The organism is Streptomyces sp. D2-8 (genome assembly GCF_023184515.1).
In the GTDB taxonomy this organism is placed as follows: Bacteria; Actinomycetota; Actinomycetes; order Streptomycetales; family Streptomycetaceae; genus Streptomyces.
Window position 1 is genome coordinate 1 of sequence record NZ_JAAHBP010000015.1, and the last position, 25,136, is coordinate 25,136.

Annotated in this window: 22 protein-coding genes and 2 pseudogenes; 7 read left to right on the forward strand and 17 right to left on the reverse strand. The window is 72.7% G+C overall.

The window, feature by feature from the left end:
* Both G3I77_RS25140 and G3I77_RS25145 read left to right on the forward strand, forming a co-directional pair.
* A pseudogene (locus G3I77_RS25140) lies at positions 1-207 on the forward strand (IS110 family transposase); the annotation flags it as partial.
* Between the two features lie 242 nt (positions 208-449).
* On the forward strand, positions 450-707 hold the full coding sequence (locus tag G3I77_RS25145) for a hypothetical protein (protein WP_248507369.1): 258 nt from the start codon (positions 450-452) through the stop codon (positions 705-707).
* 1 nt (position 708) lies between these two features.
* Here G3I77_RS25145 and G3I77_RS25150 read toward each other — a convergent pair whose 3' ends face one another.
* From G3I77_RS25150 to infC, 10 genes and pseudogenes are all read right to left on the reverse strand, one after another.
* Positions 709-1,254 carry an NUDIX hydrolase gene (locus G3I77_RS25150; protein ID WP_248507370.1) on the reverse strand — a complete coding sequence of 182 codons (546 nt, stop codon included), beginning with the start codon at positions 1,252-1,254 and terminating at the stop codon, positions 709-711.
* A gap of 106 nt (positions 1,255-1,360) precedes the next feature.
* Positions 1,361-2,701, reverse strand: a complete 1,341-nt coding sequence (locus tag G3I77_RS25155; protein WP_248507371.1) for a transcriptional regulator — start codon at positions 2,699-2,701, stop codon at positions 1,361-1,363.
* Positions 2,702-3,059: 358 nt separating this feature from the next.
* Positions 3,060-3,275: pseudogene (locus G3I77_RS25160) on the reverse strand (serine/threonine-protein phosphatase); the annotation flags it as partial.
* A 211-nt stretch (positions 3,276-3,486) separates the two neighbouring features.
* Positions 3,487-6,000 carry a phenylalanine--tRNA ligase subunit beta gene (pheT, locus tag G3I77_RS25165; protein ID WP_248507372.1) on the reverse strand — a complete coding sequence of 838 codons (2,514 nt, stop codon included), beginning with the start codon at positions 5,998-6,000 and terminating at the stop codon, positions 3,487-3,489.
* Positions 6,000-7,127, reverse strand: coding sequence for a phenylalanine--tRNA ligase subunit alpha (gene pheS / locus G3I77_RS25170; RefSeq protein ID WP_248507373.1), 1,128 nt, complete (start codon positions 7,125-7,127; stop codon positions 6,000-6,002). Before pheS ends, pheT begins: the two co-directional genes overlap by 1 nt.
* A gap of 127 nt (positions 7,128-7,254) precedes the next feature.
* Complete coding sequence (locus G3I77_RS25175) at positions 7,255-8,406, reverse strand: ATP-binding protein (RefSeq protein WP_248507374.1); 1,152 nt, start codon at positions 8,404-8,406, stop codon at positions 7,255-7,257.
* A gap of 54 nt (positions 8,407-8,460) precedes the next feature.
* On the reverse strand, positions 8,461-9,321 hold the full coding sequence (locus G3I77_RS25180) for an RNA methyltransferase (RefSeq protein ID WP_248507375.1): 861 nt from the start codon (positions 9,319-9,321) through the stop codon (positions 8,461-8,463).
* 87 nt (positions 9,322-9,408) lie between these two features.
* A complete protein-coding gene (gene rplT / locus G3I77_RS25185; RefSeq protein ID WP_010045263.1) occupies positions 9,409-9,792 on the reverse strand; it encodes a 50S ribosomal protein L20 in 384 nt (127 codons plus the stop codon).
* 98 nt (positions 9,793-9,890) lie between these two features.
* A complete protein-coding gene (gene rpmI / locus G3I77_RS25190) occupies positions 9,891-10,085 on the reverse strand; it encodes a 50S ribosomal protein L35 (RefSeq protein WP_003977225.1) in 195 nt (64 codons plus the stop codon).
* 108 nt (positions 10,086-10,193) lie between these two features.
* Positions 10,194-10,844, reverse strand: coding sequence for a translation initiation factor IF-3 (gene infC / locus G3I77_RS25195; RefSeq protein WP_185009647.1), 651 nt, complete (start codon positions 10,842-10,844; stop codon positions 10,194-10,196).
* A gap of 395 nt (positions 10,845-11,239) precedes the next feature.
* Between infC and G3I77_RS25200 the strand changes: the two genes are divergently transcribed.
* Positions 11,240-11,596, forward strand: coding sequence for a DUF1844 domain-containing protein (locus G3I77_RS25200; protein ID WP_062925865.1), 357 nt, complete (start codon positions 11,240-11,242; stop codon positions 11,594-11,596).
* Between the two features lie 13 nt (positions 11,597-11,609).
* On the opposite strand, the gene G3I77_RS25205 is transcribed toward G3I77_RS25200, so the two are convergent.
* The 3 genes from G3I77_RS25205 to G3I77_RS40925 are packed head-to-tail and all read right to left on the reverse strand — an operon-like array spanning position 11,610 to position 15,616.
* Positions 11,610-12,341 (reverse strand): SseB family protein, encoded by a 732-nt coding sequence (locus tag G3I77_RS25205; protein WP_248507376.1) that lies wholly within the window; start codon positions 12,339-12,341, stop codon positions 11,610-11,612.
* Positions 12,342-12,383: 42 nt separating this feature from the next.
* Positions 12,384-13,592 carry a type VII secretion-associated serine protease mycosin gene (gene mycP, locus G3I77_RS25210; RefSeq protein WP_374386611.1) on the reverse strand — a complete coding sequence of 403 codons (1,209 nt, stop codon included), beginning with the start codon at positions 13,590-13,592 and terminating at the stop codon, positions 12,384-12,386.
* Entirely contained in the window at positions 13,589-15,616 is a 2,028-nt protein-coding gene (locus G3I77_RS40925; protein WP_308311416.1) for a hypothetical protein, read from the reverse strand. Before G3I77_RS40925 ends, mycP begins: the two co-directional genes overlap by 4 nt.
* Positions 15,617-15,881: 265 nt before the next feature.
* Between G3I77_RS40925 and G3I77_RS25220 the strand changes: the two genes are divergently transcribed.
* On the forward strand, positions 15,882-17,084 hold the full coding sequence (locus tag G3I77_RS25220; protein ID WP_248507377.1) for an amino acid deaminase/aldolase: 1,203 nt from the start codon (positions 15,882-15,884) through the stop codon (positions 17,082-17,084).
* A gap of 4 nt (positions 17,085-17,088) precedes the next feature.
* Here the strand turns inward: G3I77_RS25220 and G3I77_RS25225 are convergent, their stop codons facing one another.
* The 4 genes from G3I77_RS25225 to G3I77_RS25240 are packed head-to-tail and all read right to left on the reverse strand — an operon-like array spanning position 17,089 to position 21,565.
* The gene (locus G3I77_RS25225; RefSeq protein WP_248507693.1) at positions 17,089-17,988 is read right to left on the reverse strand and encodes a DUF2510 domain-containing protein; all 900 of its coding nucleotides are present in this window, start codon (positions 17,986-17,988) and stop codon (positions 17,089-17,091) included.
* 48 nt (positions 17,989-18,036) lie between these two features.
* Complete coding sequence (locus G3I77_RS25230; protein WP_248507379.1) at positions 18,037-18,822, reverse strand: 3-oxoacyl-ACP reductase; 786 nt, start codon at positions 18,820-18,822, stop codon at positions 18,037-18,039.
* Positions 18,819-20,192 carry an aldehyde dehydrogenase gene (locus G3I77_RS25235; protein ID WP_248507381.1) on the reverse strand — a complete coding sequence of 458 codons (1,374 nt, stop codon included), beginning with the start codon at positions 20,190-20,192 and terminating at the stop codon, positions 18,819-18,821. The genes G3I77_RS25230 and G3I77_RS25235 overlap by 4 nt, the downstream gene beginning before the upstream one ends.
* Before the next feature lie 8 nt (positions 20,193-20,200).
* On the reverse strand, positions 20,201-21,565 hold the full coding sequence (locus tag G3I77_RS25240) for a glutamine synthetase family protein (protein WP_248507383.1): 1,365 nt from the start codon (positions 21,563-21,565) through the stop codon (positions 20,201-20,203).
* A gap of 98 nt (positions 21,566-21,663) precedes the next feature.
* Between G3I77_RS25240 and G3I77_RS25245 the strand changes: the two genes are divergently transcribed.
* The 3 genes from G3I77_RS25245 (at position 21,664) to G3I77_RS25255 (ending at position 24,715) form a co-directional block, all read left to right on the forward strand.
* Positions 21,664-22,404 (forward strand): FadR/GntR family transcriptional regulator, encoded by a 741-nt coding sequence (locus G3I77_RS25245; protein WP_248507385.1) that lies wholly within the window; start codon positions 21,664-21,666, stop codon positions 22,402-22,404.
* Between the two features lie 154 nt (positions 22,405-22,558).
* Positions 22,559-24,004, forward strand: coding sequence for an ethanolamine permease (eat, locus tag G3I77_RS25250; protein WP_248507387.1), 1,446 nt, complete (start codon positions 22,559-22,561; stop codon positions 24,002-24,004).
* 36 nt (positions 24,005-24,040) lie between these two features.
* A complete protein-coding gene (locus tag G3I77_RS25255) occupies positions 24,041-24,715 on the forward strand; it encodes a gamma-glutamyl-gamma-aminobutyrate hydrolase family protein (RefSeq protein WP_248507694.1) in 675 nt (224 codons plus the stop codon).
* The last annotated feature ends 421 nt before the right edge of the window (positions 24,716-25,136 follow it).

The following is a 25,136-nucleotide window of genomic DNA, read 5'->3' on the forward strand; positions in this document are numbered from 1 at the left end:
CAGCTCAAACGCGCCATGTTCCTGTCCGCGTTCGCAGCCCTGCACGATCCCGCCTCCCGCACCTACTACGACAAATGCCGGGCCCGGGGCAAGACTCACACCCAGGCCCTCCTCCGCCTCGCCCGCCCCCGCATCAGCGTCCTGTTCGCCATGCTCCGCGACGGCACCTTCTACGAACCACGCCTCCCCGAAGCAACCGCCGCATGACCAGCTCAGGCTTGACGAAAGACATAGAGGCACCCCCCCCCGAGGCCGGTTACGGACGGTCAGTTTTCGGCCAAGCTGCGGGCCCGGCACCGGACTTGGTGCCGGGCCCGCGGCATTCACACACCGTGTGCGCGCCGGGCTCGCATATGCCCCTCGCACACTCTCCCCAGCCGCCCACCAGGCGAGTTGACTCCTCATGCGCATACAAGGGATGTGAAACGACTACGGAAAGGAGCGGACACGTGACCGCCGATCCCGAGCATCCCGTCGTTCATGGAGAACTCGCAGAGTTACGGCGCCGCCTCGATGTGGCATACGCCCGCGTCGAGGGCGGGCTGGCTCTGCTCAGCCACCGCACCGAGGAGACCGCCAAGGAGATCGACGAGCTCAACACCCGGATCCACACGCTCGAACACGCGCGCTGGCCGCTGCCCGCGGTCGCCGCCCTCACCGCCGTGGGTGCCCTCGTCGTGGCGATCTGGCAGGCGCTGGGACATTAGCTCAGGGCACCATGTCCTGACCGAGCCTGAGATGGTGCAGCAGAAGTAACGCGGCCGCCATGTTGGCGGCCGGGACCTCGCCGCGGGCGACCATGTCGGGGACGAGCTTGAGAGGCACCCATTCCCGGCGGTCCGACTCGAAGTCGTCCACGGGGTGCCCGACGTACTCGCCCTCGTCGGCCCAGTACACGTGATGCCGGGCGTCGGTGAGCCCGTTGGACGGCTCCACGCTCATGAGGTGGTACAGGGGTCCCGGCCGCCAGCCGGTCTCCTCCTCCAGTTCCCTGGCGGCCGCGCGGGCGATGTCCTCGCCGTCCTCGACCACCCCGGCCGCGAGTTCCCACCCCCAGCTGTCGGTGATGAAGCGGTGCCGCCAGAGCAGCAGCACCTCGTTGGCCTCGTTCACGACCGTGGCCACCGCAACGGGCCGCAGCCGTATGAGGAAGTGGTCCAGGTGCCGGCCGTCCGGCAGTTCGACATCCGCGAGATTGACGCTGAACCAGCGGTTTGAGTACACAGTTTGTTCGTTGTGTTTCGTCCACTGCACGGTTCTGCCACCTTCCGTCGAGTAAGTGGCAATATCGCAGCAGGGACGGACTGACAGCAGGCGCACGGGAAGCGCCTCGGAGCGACACGGGCACCACCGCCCGGATCTACAACGGTACGCGCAGTGCTCCGTCGATGAGTTCGGCGGCCTCGGCCGTGCCCGCGCAACCACTGCGCACCAGGTGCTCCCGCACCGCGCGCAGCCGGTCGCGCAGCCGCTGGGACTCCATGCCCCGGGCCTGCTCGGCCATCTGCACGGCGATGGCCACCGCCTTGTCGGCGTTGCCCTGCCGCAGCTCGATGGTGCTGAGCATCGCCAGCCGGTGCACCCGGCCGCGGTCGTGCGCCGGGTTGTCGACGGCGGCCGCGGCATGCTCCCCGGCGGCCGCGATTTCGCCCAGGCTCAGCAGCGCCTCCGCCACCTGCACGTTGACCAGGCCCGGCTGCACATAGCCGGTCTCGTCCGGCTCGTAGCCGCGCCGGATGCGCTCGGCGGCCTGCTCGGCCCGCCGGATGCAGGACAGGGCGCTACCGCCGTCGCCGAGATGCGCGTACGCCTTGGCCTGCATCGCGTACAGGTCGGAGGCGAGCGCCGGGGTGATGTGCTTGCCGGCGGCCCGCAGCGCGGCCTCCGCGAAGGCGACCGACTGCCGGTACTCCCGCATGAACAGCGACTGGTTGACGAGCAGGGCGATCACATACGCCCCCAGCCCCCGGTCCCCGCTGGCCTTCGCGAGCCGCAGCGCCTGGTGGAAGTAGCGCTGGGCGAGTCCGTGGGCGTCGGAGTCGTACGCACAGATGCCGGCGACCGCCACCAACCCGCCCGTGGCGCGGTGCAGTTGACGTCCGGTCTCGTCGGTGTAGCTGCCGCGCAGCAGCGGCGCGGCCTCGGCGTTGAGAAAGCCGACGATGCGCGCCCGCGTGGCGATGCCCCCGGCCTTGCGGTACATCTGCTCGTAGTGGGTCCGGGCCGCCCGCAGCGTCTCCAGGTCGCCTGCGGTGACCCGGTGTCTGCCGCCGCGGGATACGTCCACGTCCTCGGGCGGGTTCTCCCACTCCCACACCGGCATCACGGCGGGTGTGCCGGTGAGGGCGGGCGCGCCCAGGATGTGCGGGCGCTGCTGCTGGTCGGAGCGCCACAGGGCGGTGGCCCGTTCGACGAACCCGGACAGGGAGCCGGTGTGCGGGGCGGACGGCTCGCCGGGCACACCGAGGCCGATGTCGTCGAGGGTGACCTGGCGCTGCAGCCGGGCCGCGAGCACCTCGCAGATCAGGTCGGGCACCTGGCCCCGGGGGCGCTGCCCCTTCAACCACCGGGCGACGGCGGTGTGTTCGTACCTCAGGGACAGACCACGTGCCCGTCCCGCCTGGTTGACGTGTGCGGCCAGCCCCGCGTGCGAGATCCCCGCCTCGTCCAGGATCGCGTCGAGCAGAGTGTTGGGCTGCATGTGGGCCCCCCGGATGGCTCGGTGCGGCCAGATTAGTGGTTCCGTCTTCACACGGGGTGTGAACGGAGTGCTCGAATCCGCACTGTGTGCGCACTGTCGCTCAGAGTCGCCGGCCGGTTGACTGAGTTTCCTCGAAAGAGGCCGGCCGGGCCGCCGGCTCCCCCTCGTACAGTGCGGCGGCCCGCTTTCGCCGTCCGCCCGGCTGCCTGCCCGACACTCCGTGGCGGGGCGGACGGCATCGCCGGCGGTGCGTTCTCCCGCCGTGGTGTCAGGGGTGTGTGGTCGGCTGCGGCTACGTCGTGGCCGTTCGCGCAGTTCCCCGCGCCCCCAGGTGAGCGGGCCGCCCGTTCCTCAGTACCAGCAGCGCGCGCTGAGCGGCACCCGCGACCCTGCGCAACTGCCGCATATGCAGGATCAGCCCGGTCCCGACCGCGAAGAACACCGCACTGGTGACGATCCGCGCCGGAAGACCGGTCTCCTGGGCGAGCGGACAGGCCAGCTTGTACGTGGCGGCCGCCGCGCCCCACACCGCGAGCAGACCGAGGCTGCGCACCCGACCCCTGATGCGGATCATGCCGACGGCCCCCCCCAATAGGCCCTGACACACAGAATCGGACCGGCCCAAGAAGGCCGGTCCGATTCTGTCGACAGTGCATCCGCGAGGGCAGGGATCACCGCCGTTTACCACTCGAACGAGTGAGACCTTCAGGGGCGCGGGGAACTGCGCGAACGCCCACGACGAATCGCGGCCGCCAACACTCCGCAGCTCCCCGCCCCTTGGGCTCTCAGCTCCTCAGCTCGGCACCCACCCGCTCGCCCGCGAGGGCGACCGCCGCGTCCCGGGCCGCGGAGGCCTCGTCCACGGTCAGCGTCCGGTCGGTCGCGCGGAACCGCAGCGCGTACGCGAGCGACTTCCGCCCCTCCCCCAACTGCTCGGCGTTCTCGTACACATCGAACAGCCGGATGGACTCCAGCAGCTCCCCGGCCCCGTCCCGCAACGCCGCCTCGACATCCACGGCCGGCACGAACGCGTCGACGACCAGGGCGACATCCTGCGTGGCGACGGGGAACGCGGAGATCCGAGGCGCCGCGGCCGTGGCGTCACCGGCGGCCTCCACCGCGTCCAGGTCGAGCTCCATCGCGCAGGTGCGCGCGGGCAGCCCGAGGGCCTTCACGACCCGCGGGTGCAACTCGCCCGCGTGCCCCACGACCCGCTCGGCGCCGTCCAGGGTGACCGCCAGCTCGGCACACCGCCCCGGGTGCCACGGCCCGTACTGGCTCTTGCGGATGACGAGCTCGGCGCCGGCCTCGTGCGCGATCGTGCGCGCCGCCTCGACCGCGTCGGCCCAGTCGGCCGGACGGCCCTTGCCCCACCAGCCGGCCTGCTCGCGCGCACCGGCGAGGACGACGGCCACCTGCCGCGGCTGGTCGGGCAGCGCCGCGTTCAGCTCGGCGAGCTCCTCGTCGGTCGGGCGGCGGTCGACGGGCAGCACGGCAGCGATCCGCTGCTCCTCGCGCGGCCGGAAGACCAGGCCGGACTCGAACAGCGCGAGGTCGTGCGAACCCCGGCCGTCGTTGCGGCGCAGCGCGGCGAGCAGACCCGGAAGCAGCGACGTGCGCAGCGCGGGCTCCTCGTCGCTCAGCGGGTTGCTGAGCTTCACGACGCGGCGGGCCGGGTCGTCCGCATCGAGGCCGAGCTGGTCGAAGACCTGCTCGCCGATGAACGGGTAGTTCAGCGCCTCGACGTATCCGGCACCGGCCAGGGCTCGGCCGACGCGGCGGTGCAGCCGCTGCCGGTCGGTCAGGCCGAGGCCCGCCGGGGGCTTGGGCAGCGTGGAGGGCAGGTTCTCGTAGCCCTCCAGCCGGATGACCTCTTCGGCCAGGTCGTTCGGGTCGGTGAGGTCGGGGCGCCAGGACGGCACGGTGACGATCAGCTCGTCCTGCCCGTACACGTCGCAGCCGACCTCCTGGAGGCGGCGTACGACGGTCTCGCGGCCGTAGGCGACGCCCGCGACCTTGTCCGGGTGGTCGGCCGGGATGGTGATGGTGTGCGGCGCGGACGGGGCGAGGACCTCGGTGACGCCGGCGTCGGCGGTGCCGCCCGCGAGCAGGACCAGCAGGTCGACGGTGCGCTGCGCGGCGGCCGCCGCGGCCTGCGGGTCGACGCCGCGCTCGAAGCGCCGGGACGCCTCGGAGGACAGCTTGTGCCGACGGGCCGTGCGCGCGATCGACACGGCGTCGAAGTGCGCGGCCTCGATCACGACGTCCGCCGTGGCGTTCTCGGTGTCGTCGTGGTCGGCGATCTCCGTGTTGGCGCCGCCCATGACGCCGGCGAGCCCGATCGGGCCGCGGTCGTCGGTGATCACCAGGTCCTCGGCGTCCAGCGTGCGCTCGACACCGTCGAGGGTGGTGAGCTTCTCGCCCGCTTCGGCCCGGCGCACGCCGATGGTGCCCTGGAGCAGGCCGCGGTCGTAGGCGTGCAGCGGCTGGCCGAGCTCCGTCATCACGTAGTTGGTGACGTCGACGGCGAGCGAGATCGGGCGCATGCCGACCTTCTGCAGCCGGCGCTGGAGCCAGATCGGGGAGCGGGCCTCGGCGCTGAGGCCGGTCACCGTGCGGGCCGTGAAGCGGTCGCAGCCGGTGGGGTCGGAGATCTGCACCGGGTAGCCGTACGCGTTCGGGCCGGGCACGTCGATCAGCGCCGGGTCGCGCAGCGGCAGGCCGTAGGCGGTGGCGGTCTCGCGGGCCACGCCGCGCAGCGACAGGCAGTAGCCGCGGTCGGGCGTGACCGCGATGTCGAGGACCTCGTCGACCAGTTCCAGCAGCTCGACGGCGTCCTTGCCGATCTCGGTCTCCGGCGGCAGGACGATGATGCCCTTGGTGCCGTCGTCGCCCATGTTCAGCTCGTCGCTGGAGCAGATCATGCCGCGGGACATCCGGCCGTAGGTCTTGCGCTCGGCGATCTGGAAGTCACCGGGCAGGACGGCGCCGGGCAGGGCCACGACGACCTTGTCGCCCACGGCGAAGTTGCGGGCGCCGCAGATGATCTCCTGCGGCTCGCCCGTCCCGTTGGCCTGGCCGACGTCGACGGTGCAGAAGCGGATCGGCTTCTTGAACTCCGTCAGCTCCTCGATCGTCGCCACCTGGCCGACGACCAGCGGGCCCTTGAGGTCGGCGCCGAGCTGCTCGACGGTCTCGACCTCCAGACCGGCCGAAATGAGCTTGGCCTGGACGTCCCGGCCGGTCTCCGTCGCCGGCAGGTCGACGTACTCCCGCAGCCAAGAAAGCGGGACCCGCATCAGATCTCCATCCCGAACGGCCGGGTGAACCGGACGTCACCCTCGACCATGTCTCGCATGTCTTCGACGTTGTGGCGGAACATCAGCATCCGCTCGATGCCGAACCCGAAGGCGAACCCGCTGTACTTCTCGGGGTCGACGCCGCAGGCGGTGAGCACCCGCGGGTTGACCATGCCGCAGCCGCCGAGCTCGATCCAGCCCTCGGACGAGCAGGTGCGGCAGGGGCGGTCGGGGTTGCCGATGGACTCGCCCTTGCAGACGTAGCAGAGCATGTCCATCTCGGCGCTCGGCTCGGTGAACGGGAAGTAGTTCGGCCGCAGCCGGGTCTTCATGTCCTCGCCGAACAGGGCCTGGACCATGTGGTCCAGGGTGCCCTTGAGGTCGGCCATCGTCAGGCCCTCGTCCACCGCCAGCAGCTCGATCTGGTGGAAGACGGGCGTGTGCGTGGCGTCCAGCTCGTCGGTGCGGAACACGCGGCCGGGGCAGACGATGTAGACCGGCAGCTCACGGTCGAGCAGCGCGCGGGCCTGCACCGGGGAGGTGTGCGTGCGCAGGACGACGCCGGACCCGGACTCGTCGGTGCCCTCGGGGCCCTGCACGAAGAAGGTGTCCTGCATCTGCCGGGCCGGGTGGTCGGGCAGGAAGTTCAGGGCGTCGAAGTTGAACCACTCCGCCTCGGCCTCCGGCCCTTCGGCGACCTCGTAGCCCATGGCCACGAAGACGTCCGCGACCCGCTCCATCATCGTGGTGAGCGGGTGCCGGGCGCCGGACGGTACACGGTCGTACGGCAGCGTGACGTCCACCGCCTCCTCGACGAGCACCCGCGCGTCCCGCTCGGCCTCCAGTTCCACCTGGCGGGCGGCGAGCGCCTTGTTCACGGCACCGCGGGCCTGGCCGACGCGCTTGCCGGCCTCGGCCTTGGCGTGCGGGGGCAGGGCGCCGATCTCGCGGTTGGCGAGGGCCAGCGGGGAGGTGGGGCCGGTCTGGGCGACCTTGGCCTCGTGGAGCGCGTCGAGGGAGTCCGCGGCGGCGAAGGCGGCGAGCGCCTCGTCCCGCATGCGCTCGATCTCTTCCGGTTTCAACGTCTCGACCTCGACAGGGTCGTACGACTTATTCGGTGCCGACATCTCTTCCCGTGCTTCCGATTGGCTGGCTGAAGGTCCCCGTCACCGACTCGGACGGCCGTCTCCGGGACACGAAGGTGCCAATGGCCGAGTCTAACGGGGTGGAGGTATACGAATGCGCCCGCGGGGCTCAGGCGAGATAGGCCGGAGCGCTCACGGGCAACGTAAATCGGAACTCGGCACCGGCGCCGGGGGCGCGGCCGACCGTGATGGTGCCGCCGTGGGCCTCGACGATGCCCTTGACGATGTAGAGCCCGAGGCCCGTCCCGCCGCGCTTGCTGCCCCGCCAGAAGCGGGTGAAGACGCGGTTCATGGACTCCTCCGGGATGCCGGGCCCCTCGTCGCTCACCGTGACCGACGTGGCTGCGTTCTCGGCGTACTCGCCCTCGCGGAGGGACGCCGTGGCCGTGACGTCGATCGTGACAGTTCCCTCGCCGTGCCGCACGGCATTTTCCAGCAGGTTGCTGAGCACCTGGTCGATCTTGTCGGGGTCGGCCCACAGGGCGGGCAGGGGCTGCTGGACGCGCAGCAGGAACCGGTCGGCGGGCTGCCCGGCGGCGACGTGGGCCTGGATGTGCCGGCTGACGGCGGCGCCCATGTCGACGGGCTGGCGGCGCAGCTCCAGGCGGCCGGAGTCGATCCGGGAGATGTCGAGCAGCTCGGCGATGAGGCGGGTGACCCGGTCGGCGTCGGCGTCGACGGTCTCCAGCATCAGGCGCTTCTGGTCGTCGGTGAAGCGTTCCCACTTGGCGAGCAGGGTGGCGGTGAAGCCCTTGACGGAGGTCAGCGGGGAGCGCAGTTCGTGGGCGACGGTGGCGATCAGCTCGGCGTGGCTGCGCTCGGTGCGGCGGCGGGCCTCGGTGTCGCGCAGGGTGACGACCAGGCGCCGGACGGGTCCGGTGGGCCGGGTGCGGACGTAGCGCGCGGAGACCAGCACCTCACGGCCGCCGGGCAGGAGCAGGTTGCGCTCGGGCTGTCCGACGCGGATGGCGAGGCCGCCGTACGGGTCGGTCAGCTGCCACCAGCGCCGGCCTTCCAGGTCCTCTAACGGCAGGGCCTTCTCCAGGCCCTGCCCGAGGGCGTCCCGGGCGCGGACGGCGGTGATGCGCTCGGCGGCCGCGTTGAAGCAGATGACGCGGCCCTGCTCGTCGGCGACGACGAGCCCGTCGGGCAGCTGGTCGGGGTCGATGCCGAGGCCGGCGGGATCACCGGGTGACCGGGACGCGGCGGGCGGGCTCCCGGCGTCCTGGGCTCCCGGTGCGCTGCTCGTGCCGACGCTCATCCCCGTACCCCACCTCCAAGGCTCCGCAGAGGGGTCCCTGAGCTGGTCACCCTACTAGTTCCCGGTGACGGAGCGGCACCCTCCGGAGGCGCGCTGTGCACGCGCCGACGCGTAGAGACATACGGCGGCGGCGGTGGCGAGGTTCAGGCTCTCGGCCTTTCCGTGGATCGGAACGCGCACGACGGCGTCCGTGAGGGCCCGGGTCTCCTCCGGGAGGCCCCAGGCCTCGTTGCCGAAGACCCAGGCGGTCGGCCCGCCCATGGTGCCCTTGTCGAGCTCGTCGTCGAGGTCGCGGTCGCCCGCCCCGTCGGCGGCGAGGACCCGGACCCCGGCGTCCCGCAGCCCCTCGACGGCCTGCTCCACGGGGACGCCGACGGCGACGGGCAGATGGAACAGGGAGCCGACGGAGGCGCGGACGGCCTTGGGGTTGTACACGTCGACGGAGGCGTCGGTCAGGACCACGGCCTCGGCCCCGGCGGCGTCGGCGCAGCGCAGCACGGTCCCGGCGTTTCCGGGGTCACGGACGTTGGCGAGGAGGGCGACGAGCCGGGGGCGGGCCGCGAGGACCTCCTCGAACGGCGTGTCCAGGAACCGGCAGACGCCGACGAGCCCTTGCGGGGTGACGGTGGTGGAGATGTCGGCGATGACCTGCTCGGCGGCGAGGTGCACCCGGGCTCCGGCGTCCCGGGCCGCCCCGACGATGTCGGCGTGGCGCTCTGCAGCCTCCAGCGTCGTGAACAGCTCCACGAGCGTGGCAGCGCCCCCGGTCAGGTGCCCGGCCGCCTCCCGCACGGCCTGCGGCCCCTCCGCCAGAAAGAGCCGGTCCTTCCCCCGGAAGTTCCGCTTGGCCAGCCGCCGCGCGGCCTGGACGCGGGGGGAGCGGGGAGAGATGAGCTCGGGGGTGGCAGGGGGCATCCTGTTCGCTTTCTCAGTAGCTGCACAGCAGGACCCGCAGACCGTCCGGCCTGCGGGTCCTTCAGTCACATCGGCTCAGAGCCGGCGTCACGCAGCCTTCGGCGCGTTCACGTCGCTCGGCAGCGCCTTCTGGGCGACCTCGACGAGCGCGGCGAACGCACCGGCGTCGTTGACGGCCAGCTCGGCCAGGATCTTGCGGTCGACCTCGATGTTCGCGGCCTTCAGACCCTGGATGAAGCGGTTGTAGGTCATGCCGTTGGCGCGGGCAGCGGCGTTGATGCGCTGGATCCACAGCTGACGGAAGTCGCCCTTGCGCTTCTTGCGGTCGTTGTAGTTGTAGACCAGCGAGTGGGTGACCTGCTCCTTGGCCTTGCGGTACAGGCGCGAGCGCTGACCGCGGTAGCCGGAGGCCTGCTCGAGGATCGCCCGACGCTTCTTGTGGGCGTTGACTGCCCGCTTGACGCGTGCCACTTGTTAACTCCTTGTAGCGGGGTCGTGGGGGTGCTCACACGACCCGAAATCGATTGGGTCCCGGTCTGACGTGCGTCCGGCGCTCACGCGCCCGGGCGTCACTTGCCGAGAAGCTTCTTGATCTTCGCGGCGTCGCCCGGGGCCATCTCGGCGTTGCCGGTGAGGCGACGCGTCACACGGGACGACTTGTGCTCGAGCAGGTGGCGCTTGCCGGCGCGCTCGCGCAGCACCTTGCCGGAGCCGGTGATCTTGAAGCGCTTGCTGGCACCGCTGTGCGACTTGTTCTTCGGCATAGCGCCGTTCTCTCCTCGTCGGTGGCGCTCCGGTGCCCGGTCGCGAAACCGGGCACGGTGGAGCGTCGTCTTGTATCGGTTGCTTCCTGGGACTGGCGTCCCGGGGAGTCACGCCTCGGCGGGCTCCTCAGCCGGCGCCTCGGCCATCGCCTCGGCCTCCGCGGCGTTCTGCGACTTGCCGGGGTTGGCCTTCGCTTCCGCCTTGCGGGCTTCCTGCGCCTGGCGGGCCTCGGCCATCGCCTCGGTCTTCTTCTTGTGCGGACCGAGAACCATGATCATGTTGCGGCCGTCCTGCTTCGGGTTCGACTCAACGAAACCGAGGTCGGCAACGTCCTCCGCGAGCCGCTGCAGCAGTCGGTAGCCCAGCTCGGGCCGGGACTGCTCGCGACCACGGAACATGATCGTGATCTTGACCTTGTCGCCCTGCTTGAGGAACCGAACGACGTGACCCTTCTTGGTGTCATAGTCGTGCGGGTCGATCTTCGGCCGGAGCTTCATCTCCTTGATGACCGTGTGCGCCTGGTTCTTGCGCGCCTCACGGGCCTTCATGGCCGACTCGTACTTGAACTTCCCGTAGTCCATGAGCTTGCACACGGGCGGACGGGCGTTCGCCGCGACCTCGACCAGGTCCAGGTCGTACTCCTGCGCAAGCTCCAGTGCCTTGGCCAGGGGGACGATGCCCACCTGCTCGCCACTGGGACCGACAAGTCGCACCTCGGGAACGCGAATCCGGTCGTTGATGCGGGGCTCGGCGCTGATGGATCCTCCTCGGTAGCACCACGCGACGGTCTGGCGGACGGCCGCGTAACGTCTGTGTTCGATAGACCTAACCGCGTCGAAGCAACAAAAATGCCCCGGACGATCCCAGGCGGGGCTCCTCGAACTACCGGAGCACCGCCGTGGGGGGCCACGGGGCGCGCTTTCGGACGGATCGCCGCCGCTGGGACGGGACCGCCTGACCGGTGACCCGCCGCCCAGAGGGCGATCGGGTGGGAGTTCGAAAGCCTCCACTTGTGGGCCGGATTCGCGGGCTGTGAGGCACACGTGTCCGACCGGTCGTTACACGAGGTTACCAGCAAGGGCCAGGAACGGCCAATTGCGGCGAGCCGGGGTCACGTGGGGGTCGCCCGCTTCCTGCGCCTATCGTGTGGGGCATGAGTGAGACCCCTCCTGAGTCCCCCGACTTCGACGCCATGGCCCGCGACATCGCCGAGGTCCCGGCGGTCGAGGTGATCGTGACGGTCGCCGTCAACCTGATGAGCGCCGCCGCGGTGAAGCTCGGTCTGACCGAGGAGGGCGAGAAGCACAAGGACCTGGACGAGGCCCGCAAGCTGGTGCACGCCCTGGCCGGTCTGCTGGACGCGACGGCGACCGAGATCAGCTCCTTCCACGCGGCGCCGCTGCGCGACGGCCTGAAGTCGCTGCAGCTGGCGTTCCGCGAGGCCTCGCTCGTCCCGGACGAGCCGGGCCAGGGCCCGGGCGAGAAGTACACGGGCCCGGTCTACGGCTAGGTCTACGGCTGGTTCAGCCGCGTACGTACAGGGGCTCGCCCGGTGGCGTCGCCTCGGCCGGCAGCAGTGCCAGGTCGAGGCCGCGCACCAGGCGGGCCCTCAGTGTTTCGTCGGCGGCGAGCCGCTGGGCGACGGACCGGGCGGCCTCGGCGGGGGCCGCGGACGGGTCCAGCACCAGGGCGAGGGTGCCGTCGGCCTGGCCGGGTCCGAGGTGGGCGCGCAGGACGGCGGGCTCGGCGGCCACGGCACCGCGTACGGCGTCGACGACGGCCGGGTCCACGAGCGGGTCGGTGCTCGCGCGGCCCTCGGCGAGGGCGAGCAGGGCGGGGCCGGTCAGCTCGAAGGGCACCGGTCCGGCCATGTCGAGCACGATCGTGTCCGCCTTCTCGTGCGCGGCGGCCTGCAGGGCCTGGTGCAGCGGTACGGCGACGGGGCGGGCCTGCGGGTCCCAGCGGGCGAGGGAGTCCGTGGAGGTGAAGGCCGGCAGGGCGGTGCGGTCGCCGGCCTTCAGGGTCGGTACGGCCATGTCGCTGGTCTTCTCGCGGCGCAGTCCCCGCTCGTCCTCCTCGACCTCGCCGAGCACGGCCACGACGGGCACGAGGAGCCGGGCACCCTTGAGTGCGGCGAGGACCGGACCCACGGCGCCGCGGTCGGCGGACCAGGCGGCGAGTGCCGCGCTCAGCCGGGGATCGGCGGAGCCGTCGTCGTCGGAGAAGCCGGAGTCCGGGATGTTCTTGTTCGCCACGCGTCGACCCTATCGGCCGGATGAGCCGCTCCCGGCAGCGGCTCAGAAGTCCTCGCGGCTCGTACGGCGGCCGCGCCACAGGACGACCGCCGCGACCAGCAGGACGCCGCCGGCGCTGCCCGCGAGAGGGGCGGCCCAGTCGGCGGTGTCGTCGCCGGAGGCGTCGGCGTCCGGTCCGCTGCCGAAGTACTTCGCGCCGTAGGACGCCGACTGGAGGCCCTCGGGCTTGAGGCGGCCGGCGGCCTCGATGGCGGCGGCCGGGTCGACGAAGCCGAAGCCGCGGGAGTCGTCGCGGCCCCCGGAGGGGGCGTTGCGGGCGGTGTCCTCCAGGAGCGACTTGATCTGGGCCGGGGCGAGGTCCGGGTGGGCGGCCTTGACCAGGGCGGCGGCGCCGGAGACGAAGGCGGCGGCGGCGCTGGTGCCCCAGCCCTCGTAGTACTTGTGGTCGGGGTCGGCGATGACGACGTCGACGCCGGGGGCGCTGACGGTGGCGTACCAGCGGCGGGTGGAGAAGGAGGCGCGGGTTCCGGCGCGGTCGACGGCGGTGGCGGCGATGACGCCCGGGTAGGCGGCCGGGTAGGAGATGTGGTCGCCCTTCTCGCCGCCGTTGCCGGCGGAGGCGACGACGACCACGCCCTTCTTCAGGGCGTACTGGATCGCCTGGTCCTCGGTGGGTTCGGGGTGCGCGGAGGCGGAGTCGTCGCCGAGGGAGAGGTTGATGACGTCGGCGCCGTGGTCGGCGGCCCAGCGGATGCCCTCGGCGAGGGCGTTGCCGCGGGTGCTGCGGGCCTTGGCGCGGGAGGGGTCGCCGTCCTCCAGGATCACGCGGACGGGGAGGATCTTCGCCTCGGGGGCGATGCCGAGAACGCCGTCGGCGTCGCCCGGGCCGTGTCCGTGGCCGGCGATGATGCCGGCCATGGCGGTGCCGTGCCGGGCCCAGGCGCGGTCCCCGGGTTCGGCTCCGAAGCCGACCAGGTCCTTGCCGGGGAGGACGTTGCCGGCCAGGTCGGGGTGGTCTTCCTCCACGCCGGTGTCCAGGACGGCGACGGTGACGCCCTGGCCCTTCGTGGTCTGCCAGGCCTGCTCGGTGTGCATGGCCTCCAGGGCCCACTGCTGGGCGCGGATGCCGTCGGCGTGCGCGGTGGCGGCGGGGAGGAGGACGAGGCCGGCGGTGAGCAGGGCGCCGAGGGCGGTGGCCCTCCGGGACGGCCTGCGCGGGCGTTTCCGGGCCGGGGGGTGCACTGCGGTCACGAGGGCTGCTCCGAGGCCGAGCGGACGTTTCTGCGGAAGTCGCGTTCGACGCGGTCGGCGAGGCCCTTCGCCTCGTTGCCGAGTCCGGCCTGGGCGACGGTGCTGGTGGCGCCGGCCTCCACGGCGTTCCCGGCGGGCTGTGGGTCGTCGACGGTACGGCCGTCGGCCCAGCCGGAGACGGCGTAGACGACGACGGGGGCCTCGGTGAGCACGGAGACGGTCCAGGAGGCACGCTGCGGGGCGCCGAAGCCGGCGGCGGGCGTGCCCTTCGCGGCGTAGGGCAGGGGCATCAGGTCGCTGCGGCGGTCCAGGCGTTCCTTGCGGAAACGGTTCGCGAGGGCGGTCATGCCGGGGGCGTCGGCCGTGGTGAAGAGCAGGCCGACGGTGGTCAGGTAGCTCTCGGTGGCGTCGGTGTAGGTGGCGCGCAGGAGACGTTCGCAGCCGGCGGGGGCGAGGGCCTTGCGCAGCAGCGGGTCGAAGGCGTCCTTGCAGCCGCTGTCCGGGGCGACGGCGATCCGGGTCCAGGTGCGGTCGGCTCCGCCGGGGCCGGCGCCCCGGCCCTGCACGGTGGGCGGGAACAGCTGGTCGACCGGGACGCTGTGCCAGAGGCTTCCGGCGGCGGCGAAGGTACTGGGTGAGCCCTCCTCCCCGGAGTCCCCGACGAGCCAGCTGCCGGTGACCGCTCCCGAGATGAGGCCCAGCCCGAGCACGAGGCAGACGGCGGCCGCGGCGGCCTGCGACGCGCCACGCCGGCCGAGCGGCCGGGGCCGGGCGTCGCCGCCGTAGCCCTCGGGCTCGCCGAACGACACCAGGGGGCGCGTGGCGCTCCAGGAGAATGCGGGATCCGGAGACACGGGGGTGGGGTTCCGGGGTGGTGGGGCGGAGGGGGCCGACGGTTCGTGTGCGGGGCGCGGCGGCGTGGTGGGGCGCGCGGAGCCGGGGCGGGCTGTCGTCGTCCCCTGCGGGGCGGGGCGGCCGAAGGGTGCGGCGGGCTCGTCCGGTGCCGGGTCCGCGGGGACCGGGCGCAGACGCGCGGTCGTCTCGGACGCGTGCTCGCCGGGGGCACCGGTACGGCGGGGCGCGGGGAGGCGGAAGGGCCGGCCGGACGTCTCCGACGGCGCCCCGGCCGAACCGTCCGAACGGCCGGGTACGGGAAGGCGGAAGGGGCGGCCCGACGTCTCCGACGCGGTCCCGCCCGGAGCGTCCGAACGCCCCGCCCGGCCGGAGGAGCCCGGCGTGGGGAGGTGACGCGGTCGCGGCGGGGCGTCAGACGCCGGCGAGGAGGACGGCCTGCCCGCGTCGGGACGGGTCTGGCGGCCGACGCCAGGAGACGTATTCGCCTCGGGACGGGCCTCGCGGCCGGCGCCGGACGAGGCGTTCGCGTCGGGACGGGTCTGGCGACCGAAACCCGGCGAGGTGTTCGCGTCGGAGCGGGTCTCGCGACCGAAACCCGGCGACGTATTCGCCTCGGGACGGGCCTCGCGGCCGAAGCCGGGCGAGGTGTTCGCGTCGGAGCGGGTCTCGCGACCGAAACCCGGCGACGTATTCGCCTCGGGACGCGCCTCGCGACCGAAACCCGGCGACGTATTCGCCTCGGGACGCGCCTCGCGACCGAAACCCGGCGAGGCATTCGCGCCGGGACGCGTCTCACAGTCGACGCCGGAGGGCGTGTTCACCTCGGGGCGGATGTCGCGGCCGACGCCGGGCGGCGCGTCGGGGAAGCGGGTGGAGGCGTGGGGCGGGGGCGGGGCTGCGGGCTCGGTGCGTCGGGGGGCGGCGGCGCCGAGGTTCGCGGCGCCGAGGTTCGGGAATCGGGGGCGGCCGTTCGTGTTCGGCCTGTCGGAGGACTTGGCCCCGTCCGTGCGCGCGGCCGTCCCGGCTGTGGTCGCGGGGCCGGAGGCAGTGCCCGGGGTGTCCCGCTCGTCCGTCGCCGCCGGATCCTCCGGCGCGGCCGGGGGGTGTGACGGGCGCGGTGGTGTGGTGGGGCGTGGGGGGAAGGAGGCGCGTTGCGCTTCCGTGCTCATGCACCCCCCGTTTCCTCATGCCCGGGCCGCTCGTCTCGCGCGGGCCGGTGTCCTGCCCGAGGCCCGGCACGGAATCGTCCCGGGCACACATACCCGTACGGACGGGGCGTCATCCCGGCGCGGATCTCCGGCCGGCGTCGCCCGCCGTACGTGCGCGTCACTCTACGGCTTGTTCCTGGGCGAACGGGAACCAGTCCGCGACGCCGGGGCATCTGCCCGGAACGTCCCCCTACCCTGCGGTAATCCAGTCTGGCAGGCTGCGTTCATGACTGCGCGCGCCGCCGACCGGGCCCGTTACGACCGGGCCACCGCCCATCTCGACGCCCCTCTCGCGATCGTGGACCTGGAGGCTTTCGACGCCAACGCCGCCGACCTGGTGCGCCGCGCCGGGGGCAAGCCCGTCCGGGTCGCCAGCAAGTCCGTGCGGTGCCGGGCGCTGCTGGAGCGCGTCCTGGCCCGGGACGGTTTCGCGGGGATCATGTCGTTCACCCTCGCCGAGTCGCTGTGGCTGGCCCGCTCGGGGTTCGAGGACGTGCTGCTCGCCTACCCGTCCGCCGACCGGGGCGCGTACGCCGAACTCGCCGGTGATCCGAAGCTCGCCGCCGCCGTGACCGTGATGGTCGACGACGTCGCCCAGCTCGACCTGATCGACGCCTCGCGGGGTGGCGGGCGCGAAGTCGTGCGGGTGTGCCTGGAGTTGGACACCTCACTGAAGCTGCTCGGCGGGCGGGTGCGGGTCGGGGCCCGGCGTTCACCGCTGCACTCCCCCGCCCAAGTCGCGGACGTGGCACGGGCGGTGACCCGGCGGCCCGGCTTCGAGGTCGTGGGGATCATGGCGTACGAGGGGCATGTCGCCGGTGTCGGTGACGCGCTGGCGGGACGGCCACTGCGGTCCCGTGCCATCCGGCTGATGCAGGCCGCCGCCAAGCGTGAACTCGCCGAGCGGCGTGCGGAGGTGGTGCGCGCGGTGCGGGCCGTGGTGCCGGGTCTCGAGTTCGTCAACGGCGGCGGTACCGGTTCGGTGCAGCACACGGCGGCCGAGGACGCGGTGACCGAGATCGCCGCCGGGTCGGGGCTGTACGTGCCGCGCCTGTTCGACAACTACACGTCGTTCAGCGGCCGTCCGGCGGCCCTCTTCGCCCAGCCCGTGGTGCGGCGGCCTGGGGTCGGGGTCGTGACGGTCCTCGGCGGCGGGTATCCCGCCTCGGGTGCGGCCGGGGCCGACCGTTCGCCCGTGCCGTATCTGCCCGAGGGGCTGCGCTACGACCCGCAGGAGGGTGCCGGTGAGGTGCAGACGCCGCTGCTCGGCTCGCCCGCCGACGATCTGCTGATCGGGGACAAGGTGTGGTTCCGGCACGCGAAGGCCGGTGAGCTGTGCGAGCGGTTCGACGTGCTGCACCTGGTCGAGGGCGACGCGGTGACGGCGACCGTGCCCACCTACCGCGGCGAGGGTCACACGTTCCTGTAGGCCGTCAGTCCGTCGGGCCGATGCTGCTGCCGACGCCGCCGCCCGTGTCCGCGTCGCCGAACGGACGGATGCCCTTGGTGATGCGGTCCATGTCGGCGAGCGGCGGGCCGTCCTCGCCCGCGTCGAAGACGTACCGGACGAGCACCGGTGACTCGGTGCCGACGCTGGAGGGGAAGACCAGCGACTGGACGTAGCCGCCCGGCCCCTTGGCGGTCTTGACGCGCCAGCGCACGAGGTACCCGGCGCGGCCCGCCACCGCGACCGGCCCGGACTTCACGACCTGGTGCGACTCCAGGCCCCCGTAGGGCTTGCGGCCGAGCTGGTCGCGGTCGTAGGCCTCGTCGGCCGCCTCGGAGATGTCCGCCTTGGCGAGGGCCTCGGGGGACTTCTCGTCGTTCTCGGTCACCGTGCGGGAGAAGACGAGGCCGTGCCGGCACAGGCCGGCGCCGCCGGGGCAGTCGTAGGTGCCGTCGGTCGTCATGACGACGTCGTCCTGGGCGACGTGCTGCGGGCGGACCCAGCCGTCGAGCAGGGGGAACGTGACGCCGTTGAGCTGGTCCTCGACCAGGGCGGGGTCGTCGGCGGAGGGCTCGGACGTGGACGCCTGGGGGGTCGGCTCCGGCGAGTCGGGCGTGGCCTCGGGGGCGGAGGTCGGGGCCGTCCTGGTCTCCGTGCCGGAGCCGTCGCCCCCGCCGAGGGCGACGGCTCCGGTGACGATCGCCGCGACCAGGACGACGCCCGTGGCGGTCAGGGCGACCGCCTTCGTGCGGCCGGTGCCGCCACCCGGCGGCGGGGTGGCGGAGGCCTCGTGCGCTCGGCGGTGCTCGGTCCAGGCCGTGCCGTCCCACCAGCGCTGCAGGTGCGGGGCGTGCGGGTCGGGATACCAGCCGGGCGGAGGCGTCATGCTCATCCCGGCACTGTAGGGCGCGAACCCGACCCGCCGGACACCGGCTTACAGGGGTGTGACGTACGCCCCGGCGATCCCGCCGTCGACCAGGAAGTCGGTGGCGTTGATGAAGGAGGAGTCGTCGCTGGCCAGGAAGGCCACGGCGGCGGCGATCTCCTCGGCCTCGGCGAACCGGCCCAGCGGGATGTGCACCAGGCGGCGCGCGGCCCGCTCCGGGTCCTTGGCGAACAGCTCCTGGAGCAGCGGGGTATTGACCGGACCGGGGCACAGGGCGTTCACGCGGATGCCCTCGCGGGCGAACTGCACGCCCAGTTCACGGGACATGGCGAGGACGCCGCCCTTGGAGGCCGTGTACGAGATCTGCGAGGTGGCCGCGCCCATCCTGGCGACGAACGAGGCCGTGTTGATGATCGAGCCCCGGCCCTGGCGCCGCATGTAGGGGATGGCGGCCTTGCAGCACAGGTAGACGGAGGTGAGGTTGACCTCCTGGACGCGCTTCCAGGCCTCCAGGCCGGTCTCCAGGATGGAGTCGTCGTCGGGCGGGGAGATGCCGGCGTTGTTGAACGCGATGTCGACGCTGCCGTAGGTGTCGTGGGCAGTCTGGAAGAGGGCCTCGACCTGCTCGGGGTCGGTCACGTCGACGTTCACGAAGGTACCGCCGACCTCCTCGGCGGCCGCCTTGCCGCGGGCCTCGTCGACGTCGCCGCAGACGACGTGCGCGCCCTCGGAGGCGAGGCGGCGGACGGCGGCGAGGCCGATGCCGCTGCCGGCTCCGGTGACGACGGCGGTACGGCCGACCAGGCGGCGGCAGATGTTTTCCTGGGCAGTCACTGTGCGGGGCCCTCCGTGCTGATGAAGACGTTCTTGGTTTCGGTGAAGGCGGCCAGGGCGTCGGGGCCGAGCTCCCGGCCGACACCGGACTGCTTGTAGCCGCCGAACGGGGTCCAGTAGCGGACGCTGGCATGGGAGTTGACGGACAGGTTGCCGGCGCGGACGGCCTGGGAGACGCGCAGGGCACGCCCGACGTCCCGGGTCCAGATGGAGCCGGAGAGGCCGTAGGGGGTGTCGTTGGCCAGGCGAATCGCGTCCGCCTCGTCGGTGAACGGCAGGAGGACGGCGACGGGGCCGAAGATCTCCTCGCAGGCCGCCGCCGAGTCGGGGCTCTCCCCGGTGAGGACGGTGGGCGGGAACCAGAAGCCGGGGCCCTCGGGCGCGCTGCCGCGCAGGGCCGGGGCGTCGTCCGGCACGAAGCCCTTGACGCGGTCGAGCTGCTGCCGGGAGATCAGCGGGCCCATCTGGGTCTTCTCGTCGGCCGGGTCGCCCACCACCACGGCGGCCAGCGCCTCGGCGAGCAGCTCGCGGACCTCGTCGTAGACCGGCTCCTGGACGAGGATGCGGGTGCGGGCGCAGCAGTCCTGGCCGGAGTTGTCGAGGAAGGAGAAGGGGTCGACGGCGGTCTTCAGGTCGGCGTCGCCGAAGACGATGTTGGGGCTCTTGCCGCCGAGTTCGAGGGTGACGGGCTTGACCTGCTCGGCGCCGAGGGCCGCGACGCGTGTGCCGGTCCGGGTGGAGCCGGTGAAGACGATCTTGGCGACTCCGGGGTGGCGGACCAGGGCGTCGCCCGTGATGTCGCCGCGCCCCGGCAGGACCTGGAAGAGGTGCTCGGGGAGCCCGGCCTCCAGGGCGAGTTCGGCGAGGCGCAGCGCGGTGAGCGGGGTGGTCTCGGCGGGCTTGAGGATGACGGCGTTGCCGGCCGCGAGGGCGGGGGCGGTGCCCCAGGCGGCGATCGGCATGGGGAAGTTCCAGGGGGCGATCACGCCGACGACGCCGAGCGGTTCGAGGATCGTGACGTTCAGGCCGCCGGGCACCGGGATCTGCCGGCCGGTGAGCCGCTCCACTCCCCCGGCCGCGTAGTCCAGCAGGTCGCGGACGTTGCCGGCCTCCCAGCGGGCGTTGCCGATGAGGTGCCCGGCCTCGCGGACCTCCAGGCGGGCGAGTTCCTCCAGATGCTCGTCGACGGTGGCCGCGAAGCGGCGCAGCAGCCGGGCGCGGTCTCCGGGGGTGAGGGCGGCCCAGATCCGCTGTGCCCTGGCGGCGTGGGTGACGGCCGCGTCGATGTCCGCCGGACTCGCCCCGGCGATGGCGGCGACGACCTCCTCGGTCGCGGGGTTCAGTACTTCAAGAAGGTGTTCGGAGGACAAGAGGGGCCTCACAGACGTTCGAAGGAGCGGCGCAGCTCCCAGTCGGTCACCGCGGCGTCGAAGGATTCCAGTTCGACCCGCGCCATGTTGCGGTAGTGCGCGACGACCTCGTCGCCGAAGGCGGCCCGGGCGATGGGGCTGTTCTCCCAGAGTTCGGCGGCCTCGCGCAGAGTGGTGGGGACGTGGGCCAGGTCGGCGGCGTAGGCGTTGCCGGGACAGGGCTCGGGGAGCTCCAGCTTCTGCTCGATGCCGTGCAGGCCGGCCGCGACCAGCCCGGCCACGGCGAGGTAGGGGTTGACGTCGCCGCCGGGCAGGCGGTTCTCGAAGCGCAGGGAGCGGCCGTGGCCGACGACGCGCAGCGCGCAGGTGCGGTTGTCGTGGCCCCAGGCGACGGCGGTCGGGGCGAAGGAGCCGGGCTGGAACCGCTTGTAGGAGTTGATGTTGGGGGCGTAGAGGAGGGAGAAGTCGCGCAGCGCGGCGAGCTGGCCGGCGAGGAAGTGCCGCATGACCTCGGACATGCCGCCTTCGAGGTCGCCGGCCATGGCGTTGGTGCCGTCGGCGTCGGCGAGCGAGAGGTGGATGTGGCAGGAGTTGCCCTCGCGCTCGTTGTACTTGGCCATGAAGGTGATCGACATGCCCTCCTGGGCGGCGATCTCCTTGGCGCCGGTCTTGTAGACGGCGTGCTGGTCGCAGGTGACCAGGGCCTCGTCGTAGCGGAAGGCGATCTCGTGCTGGCCGGGGTGGCGCTCGCCCTTGGCGGACTCGACGGTGAGGCCGGCGGCGGCCATCTCGTTGCGGATGCGGCGCAGCAGGGGCTCGATGCGGCCGGTGCCGAGGACCGAGTAGTCGATGTTGTACTGGTTGGCCGGGGTGAGGCCCTTGTAGCCCGCGTCCCAGGCCTGTTCGTAGGTGTCCTTGAAGACGATGAACTCCAGCTCGGTGCCGACCTGGGCGGTGTAGCCGAGTTCGGCCAGGCGCTCCAGCTGGCGGCGCAGGATCTGGCGGGGGGCGGCGACGACCGGGGAGCCGTCGCTCCAGGCGAGGTCGGCGTGGAGCATGGCCGTGCCCTCGTTCCAGGGGACGCGGCGCAGGGTGGTGAGGTCGGGGTGCATGGCGAAGTCGCCGTAGCCGCGGTCCCATGAGGACATGGCGTAGCCGTCGACCGTGTTCATCTCGGTGTCGACGGCGAGCAGGTAGTTGCAGCCCTCGGTGCCGTGCCGGAGGACTTCGTCGAGGAAGAAGCGTGCGGCGAACCGCTTGCCCTGGAGCCGCCCTTGCATGTCGGGGAAGGCCAGGACGACAGTGTCGATCTCACCGCCGGCGACGAGGGTGTGCAGTTCCTCGACGCTCAGCGGGGCTGTGCGGTCTGCCACGGGAAGGCCTCCTAGGCTCCTTGGATCCGCTGCCTTGGATCCGCCGGGAGCCATAAGGTATTGCGGAGAACCATTGCTTGGGAAGGGGGTACGGCCACATGCCGGAGGAGGAAGGCGCTGGCGGCGAGGTGCGGGACGGGCTGACGCCGGTGCTGCGGCCGGTGCGCGCGGGCAACGGCTTCGAGGAGGCACTGGAGCAGATCCTGCAGGTCGTCCGGCTGGGTCTGGTGCCGGGGGGCGAGCGGCTGCCGGCCGAGCGGGAGCTGGCGGAGCGGCTGGGGATCAGCCGGGTGACGCTGCGCGAGGTGTTGAAGGTGCTCCAGGACCAGGGCCTCGTGGAGTCGCGGCGCGGCCGGTACGGCGGCACGTTCGTGCTGCCGCGCGCCGACACCGTCGGCGAGGACGAGCTGCGGCGCCGGGTCGCCGAGGTCGACATAGAGGACGTGCTGCGATTCCGGGAGGTGCTGGAAGTGGGCGCGGCCGGACTGTGCGCGGCGCACGGGCTGGACGAGAAGCAGGCCGACCGGCTCCGCGAGGCCCTGGCCCGCACGCACGACGCGCCGCTCACCGAGTACCGCCGCCTGGACACGCTGCTGCACCTCACGATCGCCGAGCTGTCCGGCTCCCCCACGCTCACCGCCCAGTACGCGGCCGTCCGCGCGACGGTCAACGACCTGCTCGACGGCATTCCGCTGCTGGTGCGCAACCTGGAGCACTCCCAGCGGCAGCACACCGCACTGGTGGAGGCCGTGATCGAGGGCGACGCCGACCAGGCACGGGAGATCATGCGCGAGCACTGCGGGGGCACGGCGGCACTGCTGCGGGGCTTCCTCGGCTGAGCCGGGCGCCGTCGTGGGGCGGTGAGGATTTACGGGCGATTAACGCAGGGGTCTTGCCTTCCCCCGTTCGGCACCGCAAAGGTATGGCTCCATTCCATTGGATCGAAGCCCGCTCGCCCCCCGTGACCGCCGCCGCCCCGTCGGGAGTCTGCCCATGTCCCAGGAACCCACCATCACACCCGCCGCCCCGGAGGGCGACGACTATCTGGAACGCAGAGCGCTGCGCCGCGGCAGCGCCGGCTGGGTGCTGCTGACCGGCCTCGGCGTCGCCTACGTCGTCTCCGGCGACTACTCGGGCTGGAACTTCGGCCTGGCCGAAGGCGGCTTCGGAGGCCTGGCGATCGCCATGGTGCTCATGGGCGCGATGTACGCGTGCATGGTCTTCGCCCTCGCCGAGCTGTCCTCGATCCTGCCGACGGCGGGCGGCGGCTACGGCTTCGCCCGGCGGGCGCTCGGCCCGTGGGGCGGCTTCCTGACCGGCACGGCGATCCTGATCGAGTACGTCCTCGCGCCCGCCGCGATCGTCATCTTCATCGGCGACTACGTCGAGTCGCTGGGCCTGTTCGGGCTGGAGTCCGGCTGGCCGATGTACCTGGTCTGCTTCGCGATCTTCCTCGGCATCCACCTGTGGGGCGTGGGCGAGGCGCTGCGCTTCAGCTTCGTCGTCACCGGCATAGCCGTGGTCGCCCTGATCGTGTTCGCGCTGGCGGCACTGCCCGACTTCTCCTTCGCGTCGCTGGACGACATCCCGGTCGACTCCGCCGCCGCCGGGTCGAGCTCCTGGCTGCCGTTCGGCCTGCTCGGCATCTGGGCGGCGTTCCCCTTCGGCATGTGGTTCTTCCTGGGCGTGGAGGGCGTGCCGCTGGCCGCCGAGGAGACCAGGGACCCGGCCCGTACGCTGCCGAAGGCGATCCGCTGGTCGATGGGCATCCTGGTGGTGCTGGCGGTGGTCACGTTCTTCGCGGCGGCCGGGGCACGCGGTTCCGACGCGATCCAGGGGGCGGGCAACCCGCTGGTCGAGGCACTCCAGCCGAACGGCGAGGCGACGGCCCTCAGCCGGATCGTGAACTACGCGGGCCTGGCCGGTCTGGTGGCGTCGTTCTTCTCCCTGATCTACGCGGGCTCGCGCCAGCTGTTCGCCCTGTCCCGCGCGGGCTATCTGCCCCGCTTCCTGTCGCTCACCAGCCGCCGCAAGGCGCCGTACCTGGGCCTGCTGGTGCCCGGCACGATCGGCTTCCTGCTGGCGGCGGTCTCCGGCAACGGCGCGCGGATGCTGAACATCGCCGTCTTCGGCGCCACCATCTCCTACGCGCTGATGTCCCTGTCGCACATCGTGCTGCGCCGCAAGGAGCCGGAGCTGCCGCGGCCGTACCGCACGCCGGGCGGGGTGGTGACCTCCTCGGTCGCCTTGGTGCTGGCCTGTGCGGCGCTGGTGGCCACGTTCCTGGTGGACGTGACGGCCGCGTTCATCGCGCTCGTGGTCTACGCCGTGGCCGTCGCGTACTTCGGCCTGTACAGCCGGAAGCGGCTGGTGGCGAAGGCGCCGGAGGAGGAGTTCGCCGCGCTGGCGGCGGCCGAGGCAGAGTTGGCACGGGACTGACGCATCGAGTGTGAGGGAGTTTTCGTGGGCAGGCCGTTGATCGGGGTCAGCACCTATCTGGAGTCCGGCGCGCGCTGGGGTGTGTGGGAGCTGGAGGCTGCCCTGCTGCCGGTCGGCTACCCCCGGCTGGTCCAGCGGGCGGGCGGCCTGGCCGCGATGCTGCCGCCGGACGACCCGCGGTTCGCCGCGGCTGCCGTGGCCCGGCTGGACGGGCTGGTCATCGCGGGCGGGCCGGATGTGGAGCCGGTGCGGTACGGCGCGGAGCGCGAGCCGCGGACGGGGCCGCCGGCGCCGGAGCGGGACGCGTGGGAGCTGGCGCTGATCGAGGCGGCGCTCTCGGCGGGCCTGCCGCTGCTGGGGATCTGCCGGGGCATGCAACTGCTGAACGTCGCGCTCGGCGGGACGCTCGTGCAGCACATCGACGGGCACGCGGAGGTCGTGGGCGTCTTCGGGGGGCATGCCGTCAAGCCGGTACCGGGCAGTCTGTACGCCGGGGTCGTGCCGGAGGAGACGTTCGTGCCGACGTACCACCACCAGGCCGTCGATCGTCTGGGCGAGGGCCTCGTCCCCACGGCGTATGCGGCGGACGGGACGGTGGAGGCGGTGGAGCTGCCTTCTGCCGACTGGGTGCTGGGGGTGCAGTGGCACCCGGAGATGGGGGAGGACGTACGGGTGATGCGGGCATTGGTGGAGGCGGCGACCAAGACCTGATCGGCGGCCCGGCAGCTCGGCGGCTGGGCGGCCCAGCGGCGGGGCGACGCAGCAGCCCGGCGCCGTTGCTGCCCAGCACGTCGGGCGACGCCGCGGCCCGGCGCCGCAGCGGCCCAGCGGCCCAGCGGCCCAGCGGCCCAGCGGCCCAGCGGCCGGGCAGCGTAGCGGCCCAGCGGCCCAGCGGCCGGGCAGCGTAGCGGCCCAGCAGCTCGGCGGCCCGACGGCCCGGCGGCCCAGCAGCCCGGCAGCTCGATCGACCCGGCAGCCCAGCCGACCCAGCGGCCCAGCAGCCGGCAGCGCAGCGGCCCGGCAGCGCAGCGGCCCAGCAGCGCAGCGGCCCAGCAGCCCAGCGGCCGGGCGACGCAGCGGCCCAGCAGCCCAGAGGCCGGGCGACGCAGCGGCCCAGCAGCCCAGAGGCCGG

What these genes read in the sequence shown, in the direction of transcription:
- pheS (WP_248507373.1), bottom strand. Translation starts at nt 7,127, where the DNA reads ATGTCGGCACCGAATAAGTCGTACGACCCTGTCGAGGTCGAGACGTTG.
- G3I77_RS25175 (WP_248507374.1), bottom strand. Translation starts at nt 8,406, where the DNA reads ATGAGCGTCGGCACGAGCAGCGCACCGGGAGCCCAGGACGCCGGGAGC.
- eat (WP_248507387.1), top strand. Translation starts at nt 22,559, where the DNA reads ATGTCCCAGGAACCCACCATCACACCCGCCGCCCCGGAGGGCGACGAC.
- G3I77_RS25245 (WP_248507385.1), top strand. Translation starts at nt 21,664, where the DNA reads ATGCCGGAGGAGGAAGGCGCTGGCGGCGAGGTGCGGGACGGGCTGACG.
- rpmI (WP_003977225.1), bottom strand. Translation starts at nt 10,085, where the DNA reads ATGCCGAAGAACAAGTCGCACAGCGGTGCCAGCAAGCGCTTCAAGATC.
- pheT (WP_248507372.1), bottom strand. Translation starts at nt 6,000, where the DNA reads ATGCGGGTCCCGCTTTCTTGGCTGCGGGAGTACGTCGACCTGCCGGCG.
- G3I77_RS25225 (WP_248507693.1), bottom strand. Translation starts at nt 17,988, where the DNA reads ATGACGCCTCCGCCCGGCTGGTATCCCGACCCGCACGCCCCGCACCTG.
- G3I77_RS25155 (WP_248507371.1), bottom strand. Translation starts at nt 2,701, where the DNA reads ATGCAGCCCAACACTCTGCTCGACGCGATCCTGGACGAGGCGGGGATC.
- G3I77_RS25220 (WP_248507377.1), top strand. Translation starts at nt 15,882, where the DNA reads ATGACTGCGCGCGCCGCCGACCGGGCCCGTTACGACCGGGCCACCGCC.
- G3I77_RS40925 (WP_308311416.1), bottom strand. Translation starts at nt 15,616, where the DNA reads ATGAGCACGGAAGCGCAACGCGCCTCCTTCCCCCCACGCCCCACCACA.
- G3I77_RS25200 (WP_062925865.1), top strand. Translation starts at nt 11,240, where the DNA reads ATGAGTGAGACCCCTCCTGAGTCCCCCGACTTCGACGCCATGGCCCGC.
- G3I77_RS25180 (WP_248507375.1), bottom strand. Translation starts at nt 9,321, where the DNA reads ATGCCCCCTGCCACCCCCGAGCTCATCTCTCCCCGCTCCCCCCGCGTC.